Source organism: Streptomyces sp. NPDC027185 (assembly GCF_055567035.1).
Map to the genome: position 1 here is coordinate 332,968 of NZ_JBVHRF010000005.1, position 19,522 is coordinate 352,489.

21 protein-coding genes are annotated in these 19,522 nt (G+C 72.5%); 5 read left to right on the top strand and 16 right to left on the bottom strand.

Annotated elements, in window-relative coordinates:
* Positions 1 to 35: 35 nt before the first annotated feature.
* The 6 genes from ACZ4M8_RS18755 to ACZ4M8_RS18780 all read right to left on the bottom strand — a co-directional run bounded on the left by ACZ4M8_RS18755 (position 36) and on the right by ACZ4M8_RS18780 (position 5,755).
* Positions 36 to 1,220, bottom strand: a complete 1,185-nt coding sequence (locus ACZ4M8_RS18755) for a lipid-transfer protein (RefSeq protein WP_467608642.1) — start codon at positions 1,218 to 1,220, stop codon at positions 36 to 38.
* A complete protein-coding gene (locus ACZ4M8_RS18760) occupies positions 1,217 to 1,663 on the bottom strand; it encodes a MaoC family dehydratase (RefSeq protein ID WP_467608645.1) in 447 nt (148 codons plus the stop codon). The genes ACZ4M8_RS18755 and ACZ4M8_RS18760 overlap by 4 nt, the downstream gene beginning before the upstream one ends.
* A complete protein-coding gene (locus tag ACZ4M8_RS18765; RefSeq protein ID WP_467608647.1) occupies positions 1,660 to 2,859 on the bottom strand; it encodes an acyl-CoA dehydrogenase family protein in 1,200 nt (399 codons plus the stop codon). The genes ACZ4M8_RS18760 and ACZ4M8_RS18765 overlap by 4 nt, the downstream gene beginning before the upstream one ends.
* Position 2,860: 1 nt before the next feature.
* Positions 2,861 to 3,844 carry a bifunctional MaoC family dehydratase N-terminal/OB-fold nucleic acid binding domain-containing protein gene (locus tag ACZ4M8_RS18770; protein WP_467608650.1) on the bottom strand — a complete coding sequence of 328 codons (984 nt, stop codon included), beginning with the start codon at positions 3,842 to 3,844 and terminating at the stop codon, positions 2,861 to 2,863.
* On the bottom strand, positions 3,841 to 4,998 hold the full coding sequence (locus ACZ4M8_RS18775) for an acyl-CoA dehydrogenase family protein (protein ID WP_467608652.1): 1,158 nt from the start codon (positions 4,996 to 4,998) through the stop codon (positions 3,841 to 3,843). The genes ACZ4M8_RS18770 and ACZ4M8_RS18775 overlap by 4 nt, the downstream gene beginning before the upstream one ends.
* Before the next feature lie 187 nt (positions 4,999 to 5,185).
* Positions 5,186 to 5,755, bottom strand: coding sequence for a GNAT family N-acetyltransferase (locus ACZ4M8_RS18780; RefSeq protein ID WP_467608654.1), 570 nt, complete (start codon positions 5,753 to 5,755; stop codon positions 5,186 to 5,188).
* Between the two features lie 409 nt (positions 5,756 to 6,164).
* Here ACZ4M8_RS18780 and ACZ4M8_RS18785 point away from each other — a divergent pair, with 409 nt between their 5' ends.
* Together ACZ4M8_RS18785 and ACZ4M8_RS18790 are read left to right on the top strand one after the other, a co-directional pair.
* Positions 6,165 to 6,485 (top strand): hypothetical protein, encoded by a 321-nt coding sequence (locus ACZ4M8_RS18785; RefSeq protein ID WP_467608656.1) that lies wholly within the window; start codon positions 6,165 to 6,167, stop codon positions 6,483 to 6,485.
* A gap of 96 nt (positions 6,486 to 6,581) precedes the next feature.
* Positions 6,582 to 6,842: a hypothetical protein gene (locus ACZ4M8_RS18790; protein ID WP_450959556.1), complete on the top strand. Its 261-nt coding sequence runs from the start codon at positions 6,582 to 6,584 to the stop codon at positions 6,840 to 6,842.
* 76 nt (positions 6,843 to 6,918) lie between these two features.
* Here ACZ4M8_RS18790 and ACZ4M8_RS18795 read toward each other — a convergent pair whose 3' ends face one another.
* Positions 6,919 to 8,502 (bottom strand): MFS transporter, encoded by a 1,584-nt coding sequence (locus ACZ4M8_RS18795; protein ID WP_467609152.1) that lies wholly within the window; start codon positions 8,500 to 8,502, stop codon positions 6,919 to 6,921.
* Between the two features lie 420 nt (positions 8,503 to 8,922).
* On the opposite strand from ACZ4M8_RS18795, the gene ACZ4M8_RS18800 reads away from it, so the two are divergent.
* Positions 8,923 to 9,351 carry a helix-turn-helix domain-containing protein gene (locus ACZ4M8_RS18800; RefSeq protein ID WP_467608659.1) on the top strand — a complete coding sequence of 143 codons (429 nt, stop codon included), beginning with the start codon at positions 8,923 to 8,925 and terminating at the stop codon, positions 9,349 to 9,351.
* Positions 9,352 to 9,439: 88 nt separating this feature from the next.
* Here the strand turns inward: ACZ4M8_RS18800 and ACZ4M8_RS18805 are convergent, their stop codons facing one another.
* The 5 genes from ACZ4M8_RS18805 to ACZ4M8_RS18825 form a co-directional block, all read right to left on the bottom strand.
* Positions 9,440 to 10,042 (bottom strand): ClpP family protease, encoded by a 603-nt coding sequence (locus ACZ4M8_RS18805; protein ID WP_467608661.1) that lies wholly within the window; start codon positions 10,040 to 10,042, stop codon positions 9,440 to 9,442.
* Position 10,043: 1 nt separating this feature from the next.
* Positions 10,044 to 10,682: a ClpP family protease gene (locus ACZ4M8_RS18810; RefSeq protein ID WP_467608665.1), complete on the bottom strand. Its 639-nt coding sequence runs from the start codon at positions 10,680 to 10,682 to the stop codon at positions 10,044 to 10,046.
* A gap of 328 nt (positions 10,683 to 11,010) precedes the next feature.
* Positions 11,011 to 13,329: an ATP-binding cassette domain-containing protein gene (locus tag ACZ4M8_RS18815; RefSeq protein ID WP_467609154.1), complete on the bottom strand. Its 2,319-nt coding sequence runs from the start codon at positions 13,327 to 13,329 to the stop codon at positions 11,011 to 11,013.
* A 213-nt stretch (positions 13,330 to 13,542) separates the two neighbouring features.
* Positions 13,543 to 13,956 (bottom strand): VOC family protein, encoded by a 414-nt coding sequence (locus ACZ4M8_RS18820; protein ID WP_399088140.1) that lies wholly within the window; start codon positions 13,954 to 13,956, stop codon positions 13,543 to 13,545.
* A gap of 10 nt (positions 13,957 to 13,966) precedes the next feature.
* Positions 13,967 to 14,437 carry a helix-turn-helix transcriptional regulator gene (locus ACZ4M8_RS18825; protein WP_467608670.1) on the bottom strand — a complete coding sequence of 157 codons (471 nt, stop codon included), beginning with the start codon at positions 14,435 to 14,437 and terminating at the stop codon, positions 13,967 to 13,969.
* 249 nt (positions 14,438 to 14,686) lie between these two features.
* Between ACZ4M8_RS18825 and ACZ4M8_RS18830 the strand changes: the two genes are divergently transcribed.
* Entirely contained in the window at positions 14,687 to 15,610 is a 924-nt protein-coding gene (locus ACZ4M8_RS18830) for a phenylalanine 4-monooxygenase (protein ID WP_467608672.1), read from the top strand.
* Positions 15,611 to 15,668: 58 nt separating this feature from the next.
* Here the strand turns inward: ACZ4M8_RS18830 and ACZ4M8_RS18835 are convergent, their stop codons facing one another.
* Together ACZ4M8_RS18835 and ACZ4M8_RS18840 are read right to left on the bottom strand one after the other, a co-directional pair.
* Positions 15,669 to 16,280: a DUF6461 domain-containing protein gene (locus ACZ4M8_RS18835; protein WP_467608674.1), complete on the bottom strand. Its 612-nt coding sequence runs from the start codon at positions 16,278 to 16,280 to the stop codon at positions 15,669 to 15,671.
* 148 nt (positions 16,281 to 16,428) lie between these two features.
* On the bottom strand, positions 16,429 to 17,391 hold the full coding sequence (locus ACZ4M8_RS18840) for an alpha/beta hydrolase (RefSeq protein ID WP_467609156.1): 963 nt from the start codon (positions 17,389 to 17,391) through the stop codon (positions 16,429 to 16,431).
* A 168-nt stretch (positions 17,392 to 17,559) separates the two neighbouring features.
* Between ACZ4M8_RS18840 and ACZ4M8_RS18845 the strand changes: the two genes are divergently transcribed.
* Positions 17,560 to 17,871, top strand: a complete 312-nt coding sequence (locus ACZ4M8_RS18845) for an FkbM family methyltransferase (protein ID WP_467608676.1) — start codon at positions 17,560 to 17,562, stop codon at positions 17,869 to 17,871.
* Positions 17,872 to 18,112: 241 nt separating this feature from the next.
* On the opposite strand, the gene ACZ4M8_RS18850 is transcribed toward ACZ4M8_RS18845, so the two are convergent.
* Together ACZ4M8_RS18850 and ACZ4M8_RS18855 are read right to left on the bottom strand one after the other, a co-directional pair.
* The gene (locus ACZ4M8_RS18850; protein WP_467608679.1) at positions 18,113 to 18,739 is read right to left on the bottom strand and encodes a hypothetical protein; all 627 of its coding nucleotides are present in this window, start codon (positions 18,737 to 18,739) and stop codon (positions 18,113 to 18,115) included.
* The gene (locus ACZ4M8_RS18855) at positions 18,736 to 19,110 is read right to left on the bottom strand and encodes a hypothetical protein (protein WP_467608681.1); all 375 of its coding nucleotides are present in this window, start codon (positions 19,108 to 19,110) and stop codon (positions 18,736 to 18,738) included. Before ACZ4M8_RS18855 ends, ACZ4M8_RS18850 begins: the two co-directional genes overlap by 4 nt.
* Positions 19,111 to 19,522 lie beyond the last annotated feature (412 nt).

Below are 19,522 nucleotides of genomic sequence, written 5' to 3' on the forward strand. Positions count from 1 at the left end.
CCGGAAAGCGGGGAATTCGTACGCCCCGCTCACCCTCACTCCCCGTCGCGCCCCAGAATCAGTCCCGACGTAGGCACTCCCGTGCCCGCCGTGACCAGTACGCGGGCGGCGTCCGGGATCTGGTTGACGGCGCTCCCCCGCACCTGGCGGACGGCTTCGGCGATGCCGTTCATACCGTGCAGATACGCCTCGCCGAGTTGGCCGCCATGGGTGTTGAGGGGGAGGGCGGCGTCCGCGACGAAGGCGGGAGCCTCGCCGGGGGCGCAGAAGCCGAATTCCTCCAGTTGCATGAGGACGAAGGGCGTGAAGTGGTCGTAGAGGATCGCCACGTCGATATCGGCGGGGCGGAATCCGGAGGTGCGCCACAACTGGCGGGCCACCACGCCCATTTCGGGGAGACCGGCGAGGTCGGACGGGTAGAACTCGTCGCGGTAGTAACTGGTCATCTGCTCCTGGGCGCGGCCGGCGCCCTGCGCCGCGGCGGTGATCAGGGCGGGCGGTCGCCGCAGGTCACGGGCGCGTTCGGCGGTGGTGACGACGAGCGCCTGCCCGCCGTCGGTCTCCTGGCAGCAGTCCAGCAGCCGCAGCGGTTCCACGATGGGGCGGGACGCGGCGTGGTCGGCGAGGGTGATCGGGCGGCCGTGGAAGTACGCCGCCGGGTTGGTCGCCGCGTACCGGCGCCCCGTGACGGCGACGTGGCCGAACGCCTCCGGGGTCAGCCCGTAGGTGTGCAGATAGCGCTGGGCGGCCATGGCGACCCAGGAGGCGGGGGTGAGGAGGCCGGGCGGGAGGTTCCAGCCGAGGGCGGCGCCTTCGGCGGACGGTTCGCGGTGCTGGACACCGGAGCCGAAGCGGCGGCCGGAGCGTTCGTTGAAGGCGCGGTAGCAGACCACGACCTCGGCGACGCCGGTGGCGACGGCGAGCGCCGCCTGCTGCACGGTGGCGCAGGCGGCGCCGCCCCCGTAGTGGACGCGGGAGAAGAAGGAGAGTTCCCCGATGCCGGTGGCCTGGGCGACCGCGATCTCGGGACTGGTGTCCATGGTGAACGTGACGAGCCCGTCGACGTCGGACGGAGCGAGCCCGGCATCGTCGAGGGCGGCGCGTACCGCCTCGGCGGCGAGGGTCAGCTCACTGCGCCCGGAGTCCTTGGAGAACTCGGTGGCCCCGATCCCGACGACGGCGGCCCGGCCGCCCAGGGTGTCCGCGCGGCGCACGCTCATGGGGCGGCGCTCCCTCCGGTGACAGGCACCGTGAGGGTCACGGTGCCGGTGACGTGGTGCCCGAGCCCGTTCGCCCCGACCACCCGGACCCGTACGGTCGCGCCGTCCACCTCGGTCACCGTTCCCGTCAACTCCATCGTGTCGCCTGGATAGTTGGGCGCGCCGAGGCGGATGGCGACCTTGCGGAGGACGGCGCCGGGGCCGAAGTGGTCGGTGAGGTAGCGGCCGACGAGGCCGTTGGTGGTGAGGATGTTCATGAAGATGTCCGGCGAGCCCTTCGCACGGGCGGCCTCCGCGTCGTGGTGCACGTCCTGGTAGTCGCGGGAGGCGACCGCTCCGGAGACGATCAACGTGCGGGTGATCGGGATGCGGAGGGGCGGGAGGGTGTCGCCGGGGGCCGGCGCGCCGGGCGGCCGGGCCGGTTCCTCGTACGCGTCGCTCATGCGGCTGCCTCCTCGTCGTCGACGATCAACTCACCCAACTCTTCGAGGAGTTGGGCGCCCGCGCCGAGGTCGGTGGCGAGGTGGCGGCCCCAGAGGAAGTGCCGGTGGACGGGGTGGCCGAGGTCGGCGCCGAGGCCGCCGTGCAGATGCTGGACGGCGTGGACGACGCGGGTGCCGGCCTCGGCGGCCCACCAGGCGGCGGTCAGCGCGTGCGGGGCGGCGGCACGGCCGGTGTCCCGCCGCCAGGCCGCCTCGTACGCGGTGACCCGGATCGCCTCGGTGTCCAGGTGCGCGTCGGCGGCGCGCAGCAGCACCGCCTGATGGGCGTCGAGCGGCTTGCCGAACTGCTGCCGCTCGGCGGTGTGCGTCACGGCCCGCGCGAGGGCGCCCGCGCAGACCCCCGCCTGAAGCCCGGCGTACGCGGTCCGGGCGCAGGCCAGCACCTCCGCGTACGGACCGGGGCCGACCGGGGCGGAGGCGCCGCCGAGCCTTTCCGCGGGCGCGCCGGTCAGGTCCAGGCGCCCCGCCGACCAGGGCGCGGTGGTCGCGACAGGCGTGACGGCCACCCCCGGCGCATCGGTCCGCAGCACCCACAGCTCCCGCGCGGCGTCCGGCACCAGCACGACATCGGCGCAGGTCAGCCAGGGCACGACGGGCACGGTGCCGGTGAGGCGGGCGGTCGCGCCGGGGGCCACACCGGTTCGTGGGGCGGACGTTCCGCCGGGCGGTACGGCGGACGGCTCACCGGGCGGTACGGCGGACGGCTCACCGCCTCGTACGGCCGACGGCTCGACGCCCCCGTCGTCCCCCGTCTCCCCCTCGGCCCGCACCCCCGGCGGCCCCCCGCTCCCGAAGGCGCCGGTCGCGACGAGACCCCCGTCGGTCAGCTCCGGCAGCAACCGCTCCCGCTGCTCCGGTGAGCCGTGCGCGGCCACCGCGAGGATCCCGTACGCGCAGGTCGCGGCGAGCGGCACCTGCGCGGTGGTGCGTCCGGACTCCTCCAGCAGCAGCACCAGTCCGAGCAGCCCGGTCTCGGTGACGGAGCCGGGCACTCCGGCCCGGCACAGTGTCTTCCACAGGTCGGTGTCGGGGTCCGTGCCGAGGGCCGTCAGCCGCTCGGGCGTGGACCGGTCGCCGAAGATCTCCGCGGCCAGTCCGGCCGCCGCCCGCTGCTCCCGCGTCGGCGTGAAGTCCACCTCAGCCCTCCTCCCCCGGCGGGCGCGCCGCCCCCGGCTCCGCGCGGAACACCGGCAGCTCCCACGCCCCCTTCTCGTCCCTGACCTGCTGGAACTCCAGCCGTACCGGCATCCCGATCCGCACCTCGTCATGCCGCACGCCGGTGACGCCCGCGACCAGCCGCACCCCCTCGTCCAGCGCGATCAGCGCCACCGCGTACGGCGGGTCGAAGGCGGGGAACGGCGGATGGTGCAGGACGACGTACGAGTGGACCGTGCCGCCCCCGGACGCCTCGACGGTGTCCCACTCCGGCGATCCGCACCGCGCGCACCCCGGCAGCCAGGGCATCCGCAGCCGCCCGCAGCCACCGCACCGCTGGATCAGCAGCCGGTGCTCGGCGACGCCCGCCCAGAACCCGGCGTTGTCCCGGTTGATCACCGGCCGGGGCCGGGCGGGCGCACCCCCGGACCTTTCTCCGCCCTCTGAACTCTTCTTCTTCGGCACGTACTTGAGGATGCGGAAGCGGTGCGTCCCCGCCAGCTCGCCGTTGGCGCGCACATCCATCCGCGTCGTGACGAAGTGCCCGCTGCCCAGCTTCGTCGTCTTGCGCGGGGAGACCGACTCGATGACCGCGTCGAAGGTGATCTCGTCGCCGGGACGGAGCGGACGCAGGTACTCCTGCTCGCAGTCGGTCGCCACGACCGCGGTGCACCCGGCGGCGTCCAGCAGCGCGGTCAGCTCGTCGTACGCGGGTGAGCGGCCCTCGTGGCCGGAGAGCCCGCCCATCGTCCACGCCTGGAGCATCGTCGGCGGGGCGACCGCGTCCGGCCCCCGGTACGCGGGGTGGGCGTCGCCCATCGCCTCGCACCAGTGGCGGATCATCGCCGCGTTCACCGGGTCCTTGCCGCGCCCGCCGGTCGCCGCCGGACGCCCTTCGAACGCCTGGAGTCGTACGTACAACTCCCCATCATCACGGGCTACTTGGACCTGCTCCCGACCGCTCACCGCCGCCCCCTCCGCATCCCCAGCCGCATCGTCGCGACGATCTCCCGCTGGACCTCGCTGACCCCGCCGCCGAACGTGTTGATCTGTGCGGCGCGGTTCATCCGCTCCAGCGCGCCGTCCCCGAAGGCGCCGGGCGATCCGGCGCGGATCAGGGCGGCGTCCCCCACCGCCTCCTGGCAGAGCCGGTAGACCTCGACCGCGCTCTCCGTCCCGGCGAACTTCACCCCGGCGGCGTCGCCCGGCGCGAGCGTCCCGGCGCCGACATCGCCGACCAGCCGCCAGTTCAGCAGCCGGGTCGCGGCGAGCCGGGCGTACGCCTCGGCCAGCCGGGAGCGCACCCACGGGTGGTCGGCGGGCCGCCGCCCGGTCGCCGGATCGGGCGTGCGGGCGTGCGCGAGCGCCGCCGCGTGGACGTCCTCCGCCTGCATGCCGATGGCGGCGAGCGCGACCCGTTCATGGTTGAGCTGATGGGTGATCAGCCGCCAGCCGGTGTTCTCCTCGCCGACGAGGTGGTCCGCCGGGACGCGCACCCCGTCGTAGTACGTCGCGGTCGTCGTCAGCCCGCCGACCGTCTCGATCGGCGTCCAGGAGAAGCCGGGCGCGTCCGTGGGGACGAGCAGCAGGGAGATGCCCCGGTGTTTCGGCGCGCCCGGGTCGGTGCGGCAGGCCAGCCAGATCCAGTCCGCCTGATGGGCGTTGCTGGTGAAGATCTTCGATCCGTCGATCCGCCAGTCCCCGCCGTCCCGCACCGCGCGGGTCCGCAGCGACGCCAGGTCGGTGCCCGCCTCCGGCTCGGTGTAGCCGATGGCGAAAACCGTCTCGCCGCTGAGGATGCGCGGCAGGAAGTACGCCTTCTGCCGCTCGGTGCCGTACGCCATCAGCGTCGGGCCGACGGTGTTGAGCGTGACCATCGAGACGGGGGCGCCCGCCCGGTACGCCTCGTCGAAGAGGACGAACTGCTCGTCGGGCCCGCGCCCCTGCCCGCCGTACTCCCGGGGCCAGCCGAGCCCGAGCATGCCGTCCGCGCCGATCCGCCGCAGCACGGCCCGCTGCGCGGCGGCCCCTTCGGGCGGTCCGTCCGGCATCAACTCATGGAAGTACGCGCGGAGTTCGGCGCGCAGCTCTTGCTGGCGTGCGGTGGGCGCGAGGTGCACGTCGACGGCCTCCCCTTCGGGACGGTGGCGGAGCGCGGCGCGGAGGGCGGACCGGGTGCGGGCCGCGACTCCAAGGTTTCTGACTGTCCGTCAGAAACGTTGGAGGTGTCAAGAGCGGGGCGGCGGGCCGCCTGGCAGCCCCGGCCCGCGCCCCGGCCCGTGCCCTCCGGACCGCATCCGGCGGCCCTCAGCCCGTCGGCCCCTCGGGCTCCCCCACCTCGATCACCAGCTCGGGACGGTCCCACGGCACGGCCGGCGGGCGCGCCCGGACCGTGCCGACCGGGCGGGCGCCGACACTGCGGTAGAAGCCCTCGGCGGGCGGGTGGGAGACGACCCGCACCCGGGCGAGACCGGCGCCGCGGGCCTCCTGGCGGAGGTGGGCGATCAGTAGCCGCCCGATGCCCCGGCCCTGCGCCTCGTCGGCGACGAACAGCAGGTCAAGCTCGGGCGGCGCGAGCAGCAGCGCGTAGAACCCGAGCACCCGCCCGCCGCTCCCGTCCGGCCCCCGGCCCGGCTCCCCCGACTCCCGCCCCGGGTCCGCCGGCTCCGCCGCCTCCTCCGCGACGAACACCCGGTGCGTCTCGATGTAGTCGGGGCCGACGCGGTACCCGGCGACCATCGACGCGTACGGCCCCTCGTACGCGCGCGAGCCCCGCACCAGGCGGGTCAGGCGACGGGCGTCCCGGGGCGTCGCCCGGCGTACGGTCACCGCGCCGGGACGCCGCCCCCGGCCCGTTCCCCGCTGTATCGGTCCCACCCCGCACACTCATTTCCGGCCGCGCGGTGCCTTCCGGCCCGCCGCGCCCCGTCCGCCGGTCCTTTTCGCAGAACCGATTCCGCCGTTCCACCGTACCGCCCGGATCAGCGACGCGAGCGCTCCGCCCGGAGCAAACCCCCACCCGTACCGACTTTCCCCGAAGCCACCGCCCGGCGTGTTTCCTCCGAACGCGTACGAAGAATTCCGGCGGCACCGGACACCCGGACGAATATCTTCACCGGACGCCCGCGGAAGATACCTTCATCCGCCCGCCCGCGGCGTCCCGGGAAATTCCGCAAGGGCGGGGGAACCGCCATTACCGCACTCTCGGCCAAAGAACCCCCGGGCCGTTCCGCACCCCGGACGAAAGGAGTTTCCTGGTGCCCTCGGACCAACTCAGGGGGTTTTCATGACCACAGGCATCAGGGGCTGCGACAACCAGTCGAACTCCCACGTCTCCTTCGTCAACCAGGAACACCCCGGGGACAGCACCTCGGTGAGCCCCCGGTCGTACAGCGAGGCGTACGCCTGGATCTCCCAGCACAAGGACAAGCCGCTCACCGTCCAGACCGGGCGGGGGCACTGCATCCTGTGGGACGACGACTGGAAGGTCAAGGGCCAGTGGGACGACGGAAAAGGGGAGTTCGTCCTCGCCGACGTCGAGCACAGCCCGCAGGATTACCGCATGACGGTCAGCATGACCGGCGACATCTCCCTTTCCCCGGTCTGATCCGCACCCCGCGGGTGAAGCGACCGCCCGGCCGCTTCACCCGCGATCCGGCCGCCACGCGCCACACCGTCCCTGAAAGGGAGTACCGCCGTGTCCATGTCGGACTGGAAAATCAGCAACTCCAGCGAGAACAACACGGGAAACTGGGTGTACTACGTGTGCACCGTCCTCGCGCAATTCGCCAACATCCATTTCAGCCGGCACGTCGACAATCCCGCCGACGACCATATGGCGACCAACGACAATCAGTATTATTACTACGGCGTCACCGGCACCTTCAACGCCGCCGCCCAGCACGCCCCGCAGGCCGTCCGCGACACCCTCGTCCAGGCGTGGCAGAACTACTTCTCCCGCTGACCGGCGGTTTCCGGCGCCGCCGCCCGCCCGGATTCCCGGCAGGCGGCGGCGCTCCGCACGACGGCGGTGCCCGGCCTCAGCCCGCCGCGCCGCCCTCCGTACCGTCCGCCCCGCCCCCGCCCCGCCGCCGCCCGGCGAGCGAGAGCCCGGCGAGCACCAGCAGCGCCGCCACCGCCACCCCGGCCACCAGCCACATCGCCGCCCGCGTCCCGCATGCGAACATCTCCCGGAAGACACCGGTGGCCTCGGCGGGCGTGAGCGAGGTGTGCTCCGCCAGCAGCGCCGTGGCCCGCTGCGGATCCGCGGCCGCCTCCCGCGCCCAGGCGTCGCCGGACACGCCCCGGACCGCCGGCGCCGACGTCAGATACGCCTCCGACCCCGCCCGCTGGAGGACGACGCCCAACGCGAGACCGATCGCGCCGCCGAGGTTGTGGAACGTCCAGGACGAGCCCATCGCCAGCCCCGCCTGCCGCTCCGGCACCGACGACAGCGCCGAGACGGTCGCCGGACCCAGCACACAGGCCCAGGCCGCCCCCATCGCCACCAGACCCGCCACGATCACCGCGAGCGGGACGGCGGGGGTGAGCCGGGTGAACAGCAGCGCCGCCACGGTGAACAGCCCGAAACCGACGATCAGCAGCGGACGCGGCCCGAACCGGTCGGTGAGCCGCCCCACGAACGGCGACAGCGCCGCCATCACCGCGGTGCACGGCAGCAGCATCGCGCCGGTCGCATACCCGCCGAACCCGCGGACGTCGGCGAGATAGAGCGGCAGCAGGAACAACACCGTCGCGTAGAAGCAGGCCAGCGCGGCGTCCGAGACGATCGCGGCGAGGAACGCGCGGCGCCGGAAGAGCCCGAAGCCGACGATCGGGTCCGCCGCCCGCCGCTCCACGAACGCGAACGCGACGAGCGCGGCGGCGGCGAAGGCCAACAGCCCCAGCGTCCGTCCGCTCCCCCAGCCCCACGCCCCGCCGAGCGTGAACGCCAGCACCACCGCGGGGACGCCGAGGCTCAGCAGCACCAGACCGGGCAGATCCACCCCCGCCGCCGGCCCCTCGTCGCGCGACTCGCGGACGCTGAACGAGCAGAGCGCCAGCGCCACGACGACCAACGGGACGTTGAGCCAGAACACCCACTGCCGGCCCGCGGCGGCGACCACCACCCCGCCGAGCAGCGGGCCGACCGCCAGCCCGACACCGTTGACGCCGTACAGCGCGCCGATCGCCCGGCCGCGCCGCTCCGGCGGGAAGGCGTGCTGCACGATCGCGCCGGTGGCGGTGTAGAGGACCGCCCCGGCGGCGCCCTGGAGGAAGCGGAACGCGATCAGCCACCCGGTGGTCGCCGCGAACCCGGCGCCCAGCGAGGCGAGCCCGAAGACGACGGTGCCGAGATACAGCACACGGCGGCGCCCGTAGGTGTCGGCGAGACGGCCCGCCGTCACCATGAACATCGACAGCGCCACGAGGAACACATTGACGATCAGCTGGAGACCGGTGACGGACGCCCCGAGATCCCGCTGGATCCGCGGGGCGGCCGTGTTGACGATGGTGAGGTCGATACAGCCGAGGAAGCTGATCAGGCTCACCCCCGCGAACGCCCACCACCGGCGGTCCTGTGCGGGCCCCGCGGCACTCCGGGCGGCGGCGGTCGATGACATCACGGTGCGGCTCTCCTCCGGCCTGACGGCGGTACGGGCGGGGCGGGACGGACAGGCCGGCCGGCCCGCCGGGCCCGGCGGGCGGCCACGCCCCGCATCCGTCCGGAGCCCGCTCCTGCGCCATGCCACACGGCCGCCGGAACCGGGTCAATCAGTACCGGGACCACGTCATACAGCGTTAAAACTCCTATGACAAAAGGGAGTTGGAGAGACGGAGGAGAGTGAGGGAGCTTACGGAGTCGGCGGGAATACGGCGGGAGGCCGGGCCGCAGAAGCGCCCGGAGCGCGGACGCGAAAAAGCCCCGCTCGGCCCCCGTTGTTCCTCCCGGGGAGCGCGGACGGGCCCCGGGACCCCCCGCTTCACCCAGGGCGGAACGTCGCTCCCTTCCCCCGGCGGCCCGGATCCCCGAGGCTGAAGGGGTGAGCACTCATGCGCTGAACGAAGCCCACGTCATCCCCCTGCGTCCGCAGACCCCGGCGCCCGGCACCGGCCCGGCCGCACCCGCGCGGCACCCGGTCGGCGCGCCGCCGGAGCCCGCGCCGAAGGAGCCGCTGTGGCGGGACCTCGTCGGCCGGGCGTTGCGGCGCGAACGGCTGGCCCAGCGGCGCACGTTGAAGGAGGTCGCGCAGGACGCGCGGATCTCGATGCCGTACCTGTCGGAGCTGGAGCGCGGCCGGAAGGAAGCCTCCTCCGAGGTGCTCGCGGCCGCCGCCCGCGCCCTCGGCCTCGACCTCGCCGACCTGCTCTCCCGCACCCAGGACGAACTGTCCCGGTCCACCCGCACCCGGCCGCGCCGGGCCCGCACCTCGCCCTCCGCCCGGTACGACGTGCTCGACCTCGCCGCCTGACGACCGGCCCGGGACCGTACGGGGCCCGTACCGGTGCGGCGGTGGCACACCCCCGCTGCCACCCCCGCACCGGTCCCGGCCGTACGGCTCAGGTGAACGGCAGCCGGTGGCTCAGCACCTCGTCGGCGAGCCCGTAGGCGACGGCCTCCTCGGCGGTGAGCACCTTGTCCCGGTCCAGGTCGGCGCGGAGTTTCGCCACGTCGTGGCCGGTGTGCCGGGACAGCACCTCCTCCGCCTGCGCGCGGATGCGGGCCATCTCCTCGGCGGCGAGGCTGAGATCGGAGACCGTGCCCCGCTGACCGCCGCTGGCCGGCTGGCCGAGCAGCACCCGCGCGTGCCGGAGCAGGAACCGCCGCCCGGGATCACCGCCGGCCAGCAGCACCGCCGCCGTCGACGCCGCCTGCCCGACACAGCAGGTGGAGATCGGCGCCCGGACGTACGTCATCGTGTCGTAGATCGCCATCAGCGAGGTGAACGAGCCGCCGGGCGAGTTGATGTACAGCGAGATCTCACGCTCCGGACCCGCCGACTCCAGATGCAGGAGCTGCGCGATGACGACGTTGGCGACCCCGTCGTCGATCTCGGTGCCGAGGAAGATGATCCGCTCGTTCAGCAGCCGGCTGAAGACGTCGGAGGAGCGCTCACCGTGCGGGGTCCGCTCCGTGACGTAGGGAACCGTGTACGCGCCCATGTCAGAGCCCCGTCCGTCGGTGGGCCGTGACCGGGGTGATGTCGGCGAGCGACTGCGCCACCCGGTCCACCATCCCGTACTCCCGGGCCTGTTCGGCGGTGAACCAGCGGTCCCGGTCGCTGTCGCGGGCGATGGTCTCCTCGCTCCGTCCGGTGTGCGCGGCGGTGATCCGCGCGATCGTGTCCTTGGTGAACTGGAGGTTCTCCGCCTGGATCGCGATGTCCGCGGCGCTGCCGCCGATGCCCGCCGAGGGCTGGTGCATCATGATCCGCGCATGCGGCAGCGCGAACCGCTTGCCCGGCGCCCCCACCGTGAGCAGGAACTGCCCCATGCTCGCGGCGAAGCCCATCGCCAGCGTCGCGACGTCGTTCGGGATGAGGGTCATGGTGTCGTAGATCGCCAGGCCCGCGGAGACCGAGCCGCCGGGGCTGTTGATGTACAGGCAGATGTCGCTGCGCGGATCGTCCGCCGACAGCAGCAGGAGCTGCGCGCAGACCCGGTTGGCCGACGCGTCGTCGACCTCGGTGCCGAGGACGACGATCCGCCGGGCGAGCAGCTGCGTGGCGAGATGGTCGTCGAAGGGGCTCGGCGGTGCGCCCTCGTCCGCCGCACGGGGCGGGAGGGTGGCGAGTGGAGTCATCGGTTCTCCTCGTCGGAGCGGGAATGCCGTCGACTTCACTCTTGGCCGCCGGAGCCCCCCGGGCACCGTTTCTCTGCCCGCCGCAGATTCGCCACGGGCAGAGCGGAGGCGGGCCCCGGTGGGCCGGACCGGTGGGCCGGTGGGCCGGGCATGGTGCGGCGATGGGCGCCGCCGGGGCCCGGTGCGCGGGCGCGGGCGGGGGTCCGGGCCGATGCGCGGGCAGCCCGAGGCGCCCGGGGTACGGGCGGCCGGAAGCACGGGCGGCCCGGTGCGCAGACGGCGCCCGGACGCCTCCGACGCAGGTCAGCCCGGGTCCCGGCCCTCTCCCTCACTCCCCCACGTACGCCGCCAGATGCTCGCCGGTGACGGTGGAACGCGCGGCGACCAGCGCGGCGGGCGTCCCCTCGAACACCACACGGCCTCCGTCATGGCCCGCGCCGGGGCCCAGATCGACGAGCCAGTCGGCGTGTGCCATGACCGCCTGGTGGTGCTCGATGACGATCACGGACTTGCCGGAATCCACCAACCTGTCGAGCAGTCCGAGGAGTTGCTCGACGTCCGCCAGATGCAGCCCGGTCGTCGGCTCGTCGAGGACGTAGACACCGCCCTTGTCCGCCATGTGCGTCGCCAGCTTCAGACGCTGGCGTTCGCCACCGGAGAGCGTGGTGAGCGGCTGGCCGAGGGTGAGGTAGCCGAGACCGACATCGGCCAGCCGCTCCAGGATCTTGTGCGCGGCGGCTATCCGCGCCTGACCCGCGGCGAAGAACTCCAGCGCCTCGGCGACCGGCAGCTCCAGCACCTCGGCGATGTCCCGCCCGCCGAGGCGGTATTCGAGCACCGCGGCGTCGAAGCGCCGCCCCTCGCAGTCCTCGCAGGTGCTGGCGACCCCGGCCATCATCGCCAGATCGGTGTAGATCACCCCGGCGCCGTTGCAGGTCGGGCAGGCGCCCTCGGAGTTGGCGCTGAACAGCGCCGGTTTCACACCGTTGGCCTTGGCGAACGCCTTACGGATCGGGTCGAGCAGCCCGGTGTACGTCGCCGGGTTGCTCCGCCGCGATCCGCGGATCGGGCTCTGGTCGACGAAGACGACGCCCCGCTCCTCCGGTATCGAGCCGTGCACCAGCGAACTCTTCCCGGAGCCCGCGACACCGGTGATCACCGTGAGTACCCCGAGCGGAAGATCGACGTCCACGTCCTGGAGGTTGTTGGCGCGCGCACCGCGGATCTCCAGCACCCCGTCCGGCTCCCGCACCGCCTCCTTCAGCGCGGCGCGGTCCCCGAGATGGCGCCCGGTGACGGTGTCGCTGCCGCGCAGCCCCGCCACGTCCCCCTCGAAACAGACCGTGCCACCGGCCGTACCGGCCCCCGGCCCCAGGTCCACGACGTGGTCGGCGATCTCGATGACCTCCGGCTTGTGCTCGACGACCAGCACGGTGTTGCCCTTGTCGCGCAGCCGCAGCAGCAGCCCGTTCATCCGCCGGATGTCGTGCGGATGCAGCCCGGCGGTCGGCTCGTCGAAGACGTACGTGACGTCGGTGAGCGACGATCCGAGGTGGCGGATCATCTTGACGCGCTGCGCCTCACCGCCGGACAGCGTGCCCGCGGGCCGGTCCAGGGAGAGGTACCCGAGGCCGATCTCGGTGAAGGAGTCGAGGGTCTGCCGCAGCGCGGTCAGCAGCGGGGCGACGGACGGCTCGTCGAGTCCGCGCACCCACTCCGCCACATCGCGGATCTCCCTCCGGCAGACGTCCGCGATCGAGACGTCCCCGATCGTCGCGGAGCGCGCGTGCGCGGCGAGCCGTGTCCCGTCGCACCCGGGGCACGGCGTGAACGTCACCGCCCGCTCCACGAACGCCCGGATGTGCGGCTGCATCGCCTCCTTGTCCTTGGCCAGCATCGACTTGCGGATGCGCGGGATCAGCCCCTCGTAGGTCATGTTGATCCCGGCGATCTTCATCCGCACCGGCTCGTGGTGCAGCAGATCGTGAAGCTCCCGCTCCGTGAACTTCTCGATCGGCCGGTCCGGGTCGAAGAACCCGGACTCCGCGTAGAGGCGGGAGTTCCAGCCGCCGCCGGTGTAGCCGGGGATGGTGAAGGCACCCTCGTTGATCGATTTCGTGGCGTCGTAGAGCTGCGCCGGATCGAGGTCGGAGACCGAGCCGCGGCCCTCGCAGTCCGGACACATGCCGCCCACCTTGTTGAAGGTGACCTTCTCCTTCTTGCCGTTGCCCACCGTGATCGCGCCCGCCGCCGACACCGACGGCACATTGAACGCGAACGCCCCGGGCGGCCCGACGTACGGCGTCGCCAGCCGGCTGAAGAGGATACGCAGCATCGCGTTGACATCGGTGACGGTGCCGACCGTGGAGCGCGGATCGGCGCCCATCCGCTGCTGGTCGACGCTGATCACCGTCGTCAGCCCGTCCAGCACATCGGCCTCGGGCCGCGCCAGGCTGGGCATGAAGCCCTGGACGAACGCGCTGTACGTCTCGTTGATCAGCCGCTGCGACTCCGCCGCGATCGTGTCGAACACCAGCGAACTCTTCCCCGACCCGGAGACCCCGGTGAACACCGTGAGCCGCCGCTTGGGGATCTCGATCCCGACATCCTTGAGGTTGTTCACCCGCGCACCGTGCACCCGGATCATCCCGTGGCTGTCCGCGAGATGCCCGGCGCCCTCCGGCCCGCCGCCGGTGCCCGTATCCGTACCCGCGCCCGCGCCCGTGCCCGCGCCCGTCCTCATGCTCATCCCCGTGCCCTCTCCCGCGTCCACGCCCGCTCTGCTTCCCTTGGTCGGCCGCTCCACCGCCCCGACCTCGTCCGACCCTGTCCGACCCCGCCCGACCTGCGACTTCGCCCGCTACGACCGCGCCTGGGTGAAACGCAGCATGTTCCCCGCCGGATCCCGGAACGCGCAGTCCCGGACGCCGTACGGCTGGTCGACCGGCTCCTGGAGCACCTCGCCGCCCGCCGCGCGGATCCGCTCGAAGGTGGCGTCACAGTCGTCGGTCGCGAAGATGACCCCGCGCAGCAGCCCCTTGGCCAGCAGCTCCGCCATGGCCTGCCGGTCGGCGGGCGAGGCGTTCGGATCGGCGAGCGGCGGTTCGAGGACGATGTTCACCCCCGGCTGCGACGGCGACCCGACCGTCACCCACCGCATCCCCTCGAACCCGACGTCGTTACGCACCTCCAGCCCGAGCACGTCCCGGTAGAAACCGAGCGCCCGCTCATGATCGTCGACCGCGATGAAGCACTGCGAAAGCGTGATGTCCATACGCCCGACGCTACGGTCCACCGCGCACATCCGCTTCTCCATTCGTGACGGGCTCGCCCGCGCCCCCGGCCCCGACCCCGGCGGCCCGGCCGGCCCGCACCGGCCGCGTGAAGATCTTCGCCAGACAGGGCGGTACCGCCTCCCCCGGTGTGTGATCGCGGGCCCGGTAGGCGCTCGGGCTCTCCCCCACCAGCTCCGTGAAGCGCGAGCTGAACGACCCGAGCGAGGTGCAGCCGACCGCGAAACAGACCTCCGTCACCGACAGATCCCCCCGCCGCAGCAGCGCCTTCGCCCGCTCGATCCGCCGCGTCATGACATACCCGTACGGCGTCTCCCCGAAGGCGGCCCGGAAGCTCCGCGAGAAGTGCCCCGGCGACATCAGCGCGGCCCGCGCCAGGGCCGGCACGTCCAGTGGCCCGGCATACTCCCGGTCCACCAGATCCCGCACCCGCCGCAGCCGCACGAGCTCCTCCAACGTCATGGCTTCAGCCTCGCACGGACCACTGACAACCGACCGGGACCGGAAACAGCCGGCCCGGCCGCGGCACCGCCCCACCGTGCGCTCGGCCCCCACCGTGCGCTCGGCCCCCACCGTGCGCCCGGCCCTCACAGCGGCGGGGCCCCACGGCGGCAGGGCCCGCGCCCCTCCGGGCGGGCGCTCACCGCATCACGGCACTCCCCAGCGGCACGCGGCACGCGGTCGTTGCCCGGCCCTCCAGGGAGGCGGAGGATGACCGCCGTGATCGACTGGCTGAACGGGACCCCGCTGGACCCGCAGGGCACGCGCCTCGGACGCGCCGAGGACCACCCCTCCTTCGCCGATCCCGGCTACCTCCGCCGCCGCAACGCGATCACTGCCGCGGCCGAGGGCCACCGTGTCGGCGCCCCCTCGCCCCCGGTCGCGTACGACGAGGCCGAGCACGCGACCTGGCGCACCGTGCACGCCGCCCTCACCGAGGCACAGCAGGGCCGCGTGTGCCGGGAGGTCCTACGGGCACGCGGCACGGCCCCCATCCCCGCCGACCGCGTCCCGCAGCACGAGGAGATCTCCGACCGGCTGGAGCCGCTGACCGGCTTCCGCTTCACCCTCGCCGGCGGCATCGTCCCGAACAAACGGTTCCTGGGCGCCATGGCCGACGGCTATTTCCACGCCGTGCAGTACGTCCGCCACCCCGCGATGCCGCTCTACACCCCGGAACCCGACATCCTCCACGACGTCTTCGGCCACGGCATCCACCTCTCCGACCCCTGGTTCGCCGACCTCTACCGCACCGTGGGCCGCGCCGCCGCCCGGGTGACCTCCGCCGACGCCCTGGACCTGATCAGCCGCGTCTACTGGTTCACCCTCGAATACGGTGTCGCCCTGGAGGACGGCCGCCCGAAGGCGTACGGCGCCGCCCTCCTCTCCTCCTCCGGCGAACTGGCCCACTTCCCCCGGGCCGATATCCGCCCCTTCCGCCTCCCCGACCTCGTCCGCCTCCCGTACCAGGTGGCCGGCTACCAACAGGTCCTCTTCGCCGTCGACTCCCTCCCGCACCTCGCCGAGGCCCTGCACGGCTTCCTCGACGACTTCGACGAGGGCGCCCGCGACCGGCACGGCTTCCCCCCGCTCGCCGAACGCGGCTTCATGGGCCGTCCCGCACAGTCCGGATGAGCCACGCCGGCCCCCGGCAACGGCGCGTCCCCCTCCGCCTGTTCCGCCGCGAACGGCGCTACATCCCGGGCATCGGCACCGACCCGCAGCTGAACTCCGCCCGCTCGAACAGCTCCGGGGAGAGCCGCACACCGGTGAGGCGATGGGCGAGCGCGAAGGCGGCTTCGGTGTGGCCACCGATGTCGCGGTCCTCCGCGTCACTGAGGTCGAACCCCGACTCCCGCATGGCGTCGACGAGTTCGTCCGGATGCGTGCCGTCGCGATCGTGGGCGAAGAGCGGCTCGAAGTGCAGCCGTATCGCACCGTCCCGATACCAGGAGAAATGGTCCACCGCGTTGACGTTACGGAAGTGCGAGACCACCGTCCGCCCCCGCGACAGCGGCAGCACCGCCTCGTCCGTGACGCCCAGATAGCCGTTGTACTCGACCATCAGCGACCACTCACCGACCGCGGCGACCCCCAGCAACAACCGCTCCTCATCACCCGCTTCGTACGCCGGCTCGCTCAGCGCCGCGACCCCCGTCACCCCCGGCGCGGGCCCCGCACCGAGTGCCCGCAGCACCTCTTGGGGAGCGAGCCCGTGGATCAGGGTGACGCAGTACGCCTCCATCAACTCTTCGTACCGCTCACGCAGCCAGGCGTAGTCGGCGGCCGTCGTCGTATCGGTCATGAACGCAGCATCGCATCCACCACTGACATCCCTCCCCGCCCGCGGCGCCACCCGCCCTCAGCACCGCGTTCACCGTGCCCACCGCCACAGCGTGCCCACCGCCACGGCGTGCTCGCCGAAGGCGGCAGGGCGCGGGGCCCGTGCGCGTTCAGCGGGCGAGGATACGGCGCAGCCAGCGGACCCGGGCCTCGCGGGCGTCGCGGGCGACGGCGGCGTCGGGCGCGATCTGGTCGAATCCGTGGAACCCGCCCGACCAGACGTGGAGTTCGGCATCGCCGCCGGCCTGCCAGAGACCCGACGCGTAGGCGACGGCCTCGTCGCGGTAGGTCTCGGCGCCACCGGCGTCGATGTAGGCCGGCGGCAGACCGGACAGATCGGCGGCGCGGGCGGGCGCCGCGTACGGCGGCACCCGCTCCGTGCCCCGCGCCTCACCGAGCAGCGACGCCCAGCCGGCCCCGTTGGCACGCCGGTCCCACAGACCGCGACCGGCCATCTGCCGGGCGGAGAAGGTGTCGCGGTCGTCGACCATGGGGCACATCGCCAACTGCCCGGCGAGACGCGGCCCGCCCCGGTCACGCGCCATCAGCGCGACGGCCACGGCCAGCCCACCGCCCGCGCTGCCACCCGCCACCACGATCCGCCCCGGATCGCCGCCGACTTCCGCGGCGTGCCGCGCCACCCACACCAGCCCCGCGTAACAGTCCTCGACGCCCGCCGGATACGGATGCTCCGGCGCCAACCGGTAGCCGGCGGACACCACGACGAGCCCGAGAGGCACCGCCCACTCCCGCAGAATCCCGGCCACCCCCGTACGCTCCGTCCCGCTGATCATGCCGCCGCCGTGCAGGTGGTAGACGACGGGCGCACCCTCGGACAGCCCCACCGGACGCGCGATCAGCAACGGCACCTCCGGCGCCCCCACCGGCCCCGGAACCGCCCGCTCCACCACCTCGAACCGCCCGCCCTCCCGCAGCTCCTCCACCGTCGGATCAGGCGCGATCCCGGCAAGCCGCGCCCGCCACCGCGGCACCTCCCCGGGCGACGCGGGCTCAGCGGCCCGCAGCCCCGCCAACCCGCCGAGCACCCCCGCCGCCTCCGGATCGAACGGCACGGGCACCGGCCCCTCCTCCGAAGCCGCCGGCCCCGCCACCCCCGAGGCCGTCCCGGGGACCCGCTGCGGACCGCCGTCCGGCACAGGACGAGTGTTCATGGCTTCCTTTCGGGACGGGTACGGAAAATGCGCGCCGGCACGTAACCCCGTCGCGCCAGCTCACACAACATGGGGGCGAACAGAGTCGTGCCGTACGCGGGCGAGGCGGAGTCGACGTTCGAGGCGCGGGCCCGGCTGCTGCCTGATGTGCTGACGTCGGACGAGATCGCCCGCACCCGCGTCATCAAGATCGATGTTGAGGGGGCGGAGGGTGCGGTGGTCCGGAGCTTGGAGCCGGTCCTGGACCGGCTCCGGCGGGATGCCGAACTGGCCGTGGAGGTCACGCCGCAGCGGATGACGGAGCTAGGGTTCTCGGCGGATGAGCTTCTGGGGGCCTTCACGAGTCGGAGGTTCCGCGTGTACCGAATGGCCAATGACTAGGCGGTGGGGAGCTATCCGGGGGCGCTGCGGCGGGGGTTCCAGGCGCCGGTTCGGCGGTCAGGGCCGGTCGTGGAGGAGAGCGAGTTGGTGTTCTCGCGGATGGATGCGGACACTCTGGAGTGATGGCTTCCGATCCACAGCATCACGGCCCCATCGCCCCTCTACCGTCTCCATAGCGCACCCATGAAGCCGCAGGCCGGGAGGGTTTTCGCGGTTGCCACCCTTATACGTTGCGACGCTCCTACCGTCGCGTCGCAGCACGGGCGCGTACGGCCTCCACGGCAGCGTTATTGCGCGCGATATTCGCCCGTTCTTGAACGTTGCTCCCGAACTCCCCCCAAGCGTAGAAAACGGCTATCAGACCGGCCATCATCGCCGTCACAGAGGCCAATGCCGCCAGGGCCCGGGTAACACCCGCAGGCAGATAGGTCAGAGCCCGTAGTTGGGTTTCCTCTGTGATGTCGGCGCACTGTGCTGCCCACAATTCGAGAGCCTGCGTGGCCCGTGCCAGGAACGCCGCGATGCATGCGAAGAAAGCCACGATGAACAGGAACCCGAAGACCCATCTATGCGAGGTCTTGGGAGCCGGAAAGTCGTGGGCCCAGCGCACTCCGAGGACATAGTAGGCAACGCCCATTCCACACACGAGGCTCACGAATGCTACATCCAGCAGGTAGCCGAGCGCATTGTCGTAGTCGTCATCGGGCACACCGCGGCCACCCTTTCTCTTCTCGGTGGTAGACGTGCGCTGGCGCTGTGTCGGCACGAGGTGCTGGATGATGTTTCCGAAGACGCTGCCATTCACGAACAGGCCCGAGCCGCTGTTCGTCTGGTTGACGACCTTCTCCTCGGATGGGTGCTCAGTCACGCTGCAGGCCCGCCCTGATTGATAGTCAGGCCACCGTGGTTGTCACCGTTGATAAACATGCCACTGCCGCTGTTGGTCTGGTTGTAGATCGTGGACCTAGCTTGGGCCAGAGACTTGAACTCGCCGCTCGCCTCGGGATGCTCGGCAAGGTGCCGCTGGATCAGGAGGGCCAAGCGGCGCGAGAGCTCCTCCGGAGTGACGTTCTTGTCATCGAGAACGGCGATCATGGCGTCTTGTTCGGCGAGCGTGCCGCGGTGCGCGAGCTCGCGCACCTTCGTACGGAACCAGACGGCTCCACCGGTGAAAGCTCCGCTGACCAAGATGCCCGCTGCTCCGGCAGCAACGTCGTTAGCAAACTCCGGAAGACTCACGGAAGTTGACCCCCTTGTTTACGCGTCAAAGGGCAACGGTACTGCCGCGGCCAGGCCTCAGGAGCCCGTTTGAAACATGGCGTCGGTCACCCTTCGGGCCGACTCGGCTTGCCCTCTCCACTACGCGGATGCACCGAGCCACCCAGCCTCCCTCACCACGTGCTCTGAAGGCGAGCCAGCCTCTGAGCGCACCAGACAGTGGCCTCGTTACGTCACCGCCACGACTGCCAGCAACTTTCCCCTTCAAGGGCTCCAGCGAAGGGGATCGGCAAAGGGGCCCGCCAGCACGGCGAGCCCCTCTATCGATGCCGGAACCGTTACCGTCAGCCTTCTGACCGTAGCTCGACATGGCCGCCGGCGCCCGAGCCCGCACCCGCACCACTGCGAACCGGACCTCCCGCTCCCGCTCATC

Excerpts from the sequence above, each read along its gene's own strand:
- ACZ4M8_RS18755 (WP_467608642.1), bottom strand. The coding sequence starts at position 1,220 with ATGAGCGTGCGCCGCGCGGACACCCTGGGCGGCCGGGCCGCCGTCGTC.
- ACZ4M8_RS18760 (WP_467608645.1), bottom strand. The coding sequence starts at position 1,663 with ATGAGCGACGCGTACGAGGAACCGGCCCGGCCGCCCGGCGCGCCGGCC.
- ACZ4M8_RS18785 (WP_467608656.1), top strand. The coding sequence starts at position 6,165 with ATGACCACAGGCATCAGGGGCTGCGACAACCAGTCGAACTCCCACGTC.
- ACZ4M8_RS18790 (WP_450959556.1), top strand. The coding sequence starts at position 6,582 with ATGTCGGACTGGAAAATCAGCAACTCCAGCGAGAACAACACGGGAAAC.
- ACZ4M8_RS18795 (WP_467609152.1), bottom strand. The coding sequence starts at position 8,502 with ATGTCATCGACCGCCGCCGCCCGGAGTGCCGCGGGGCCCGCACAGGAC.
- ACZ4M8_RS18805 (WP_467608661.1), bottom strand. The coding sequence starts at position 10,042 with ATGGGCGCGTACACGGTTCCCTACGTCACGGAGCGGACCCCGCACGGT.
- ACZ4M8_RS18810 (WP_467608665.1), bottom strand. The coding sequence starts at position 10,682 with ATGACTCCACTCGCCACCCTCCCGCCCCGTGCGGCGGACGAGGGCGCA.
- ACZ4M8_RS18815 (WP_467609154.1), bottom strand. The coding sequence starts at position 13,329 with ATGATCCGGGTGCACGGTGCGCGGGTGAACAACCTCAAGGATGTCGGG.
- ACZ4M8_RS18820 (WP_399088140.1), bottom strand. The coding sequence starts at position 13,956 with ATGGACATCACGCTTTCGCAGTGCTTCATCGCGGTCGACGATCATGAG.
- ACZ4M8_RS18825 (WP_467608670.1), bottom strand. The coding sequence starts at position 14,437 with ATGACGTTGGAGGAGCTCGTGCGGCTGCGGCGGGTGCGGGATCTGGTG.
- ACZ4M8_RS18830 (WP_467608672.1), top strand. The coding sequence starts at position 14,687 with ATGACCGCCGTGATCGACTGGCTGAACGGGACCCCGCTGGACCCGCAG.
- ACZ4M8_RS18835 (WP_467608674.1), bottom strand. The coding sequence starts at position 16,280 with ATGACCGATACGACGACGGCCGCCGACTACGCCTGGCTGCGTGAGCGG.
- ACZ4M8_RS18845 (WP_467608676.1), top strand. The coding sequence starts at position 17,560 with ATGGGGGCGAACAGAGTCGTGCCGTACGCGGGCGAGGCGGAGTCGACG.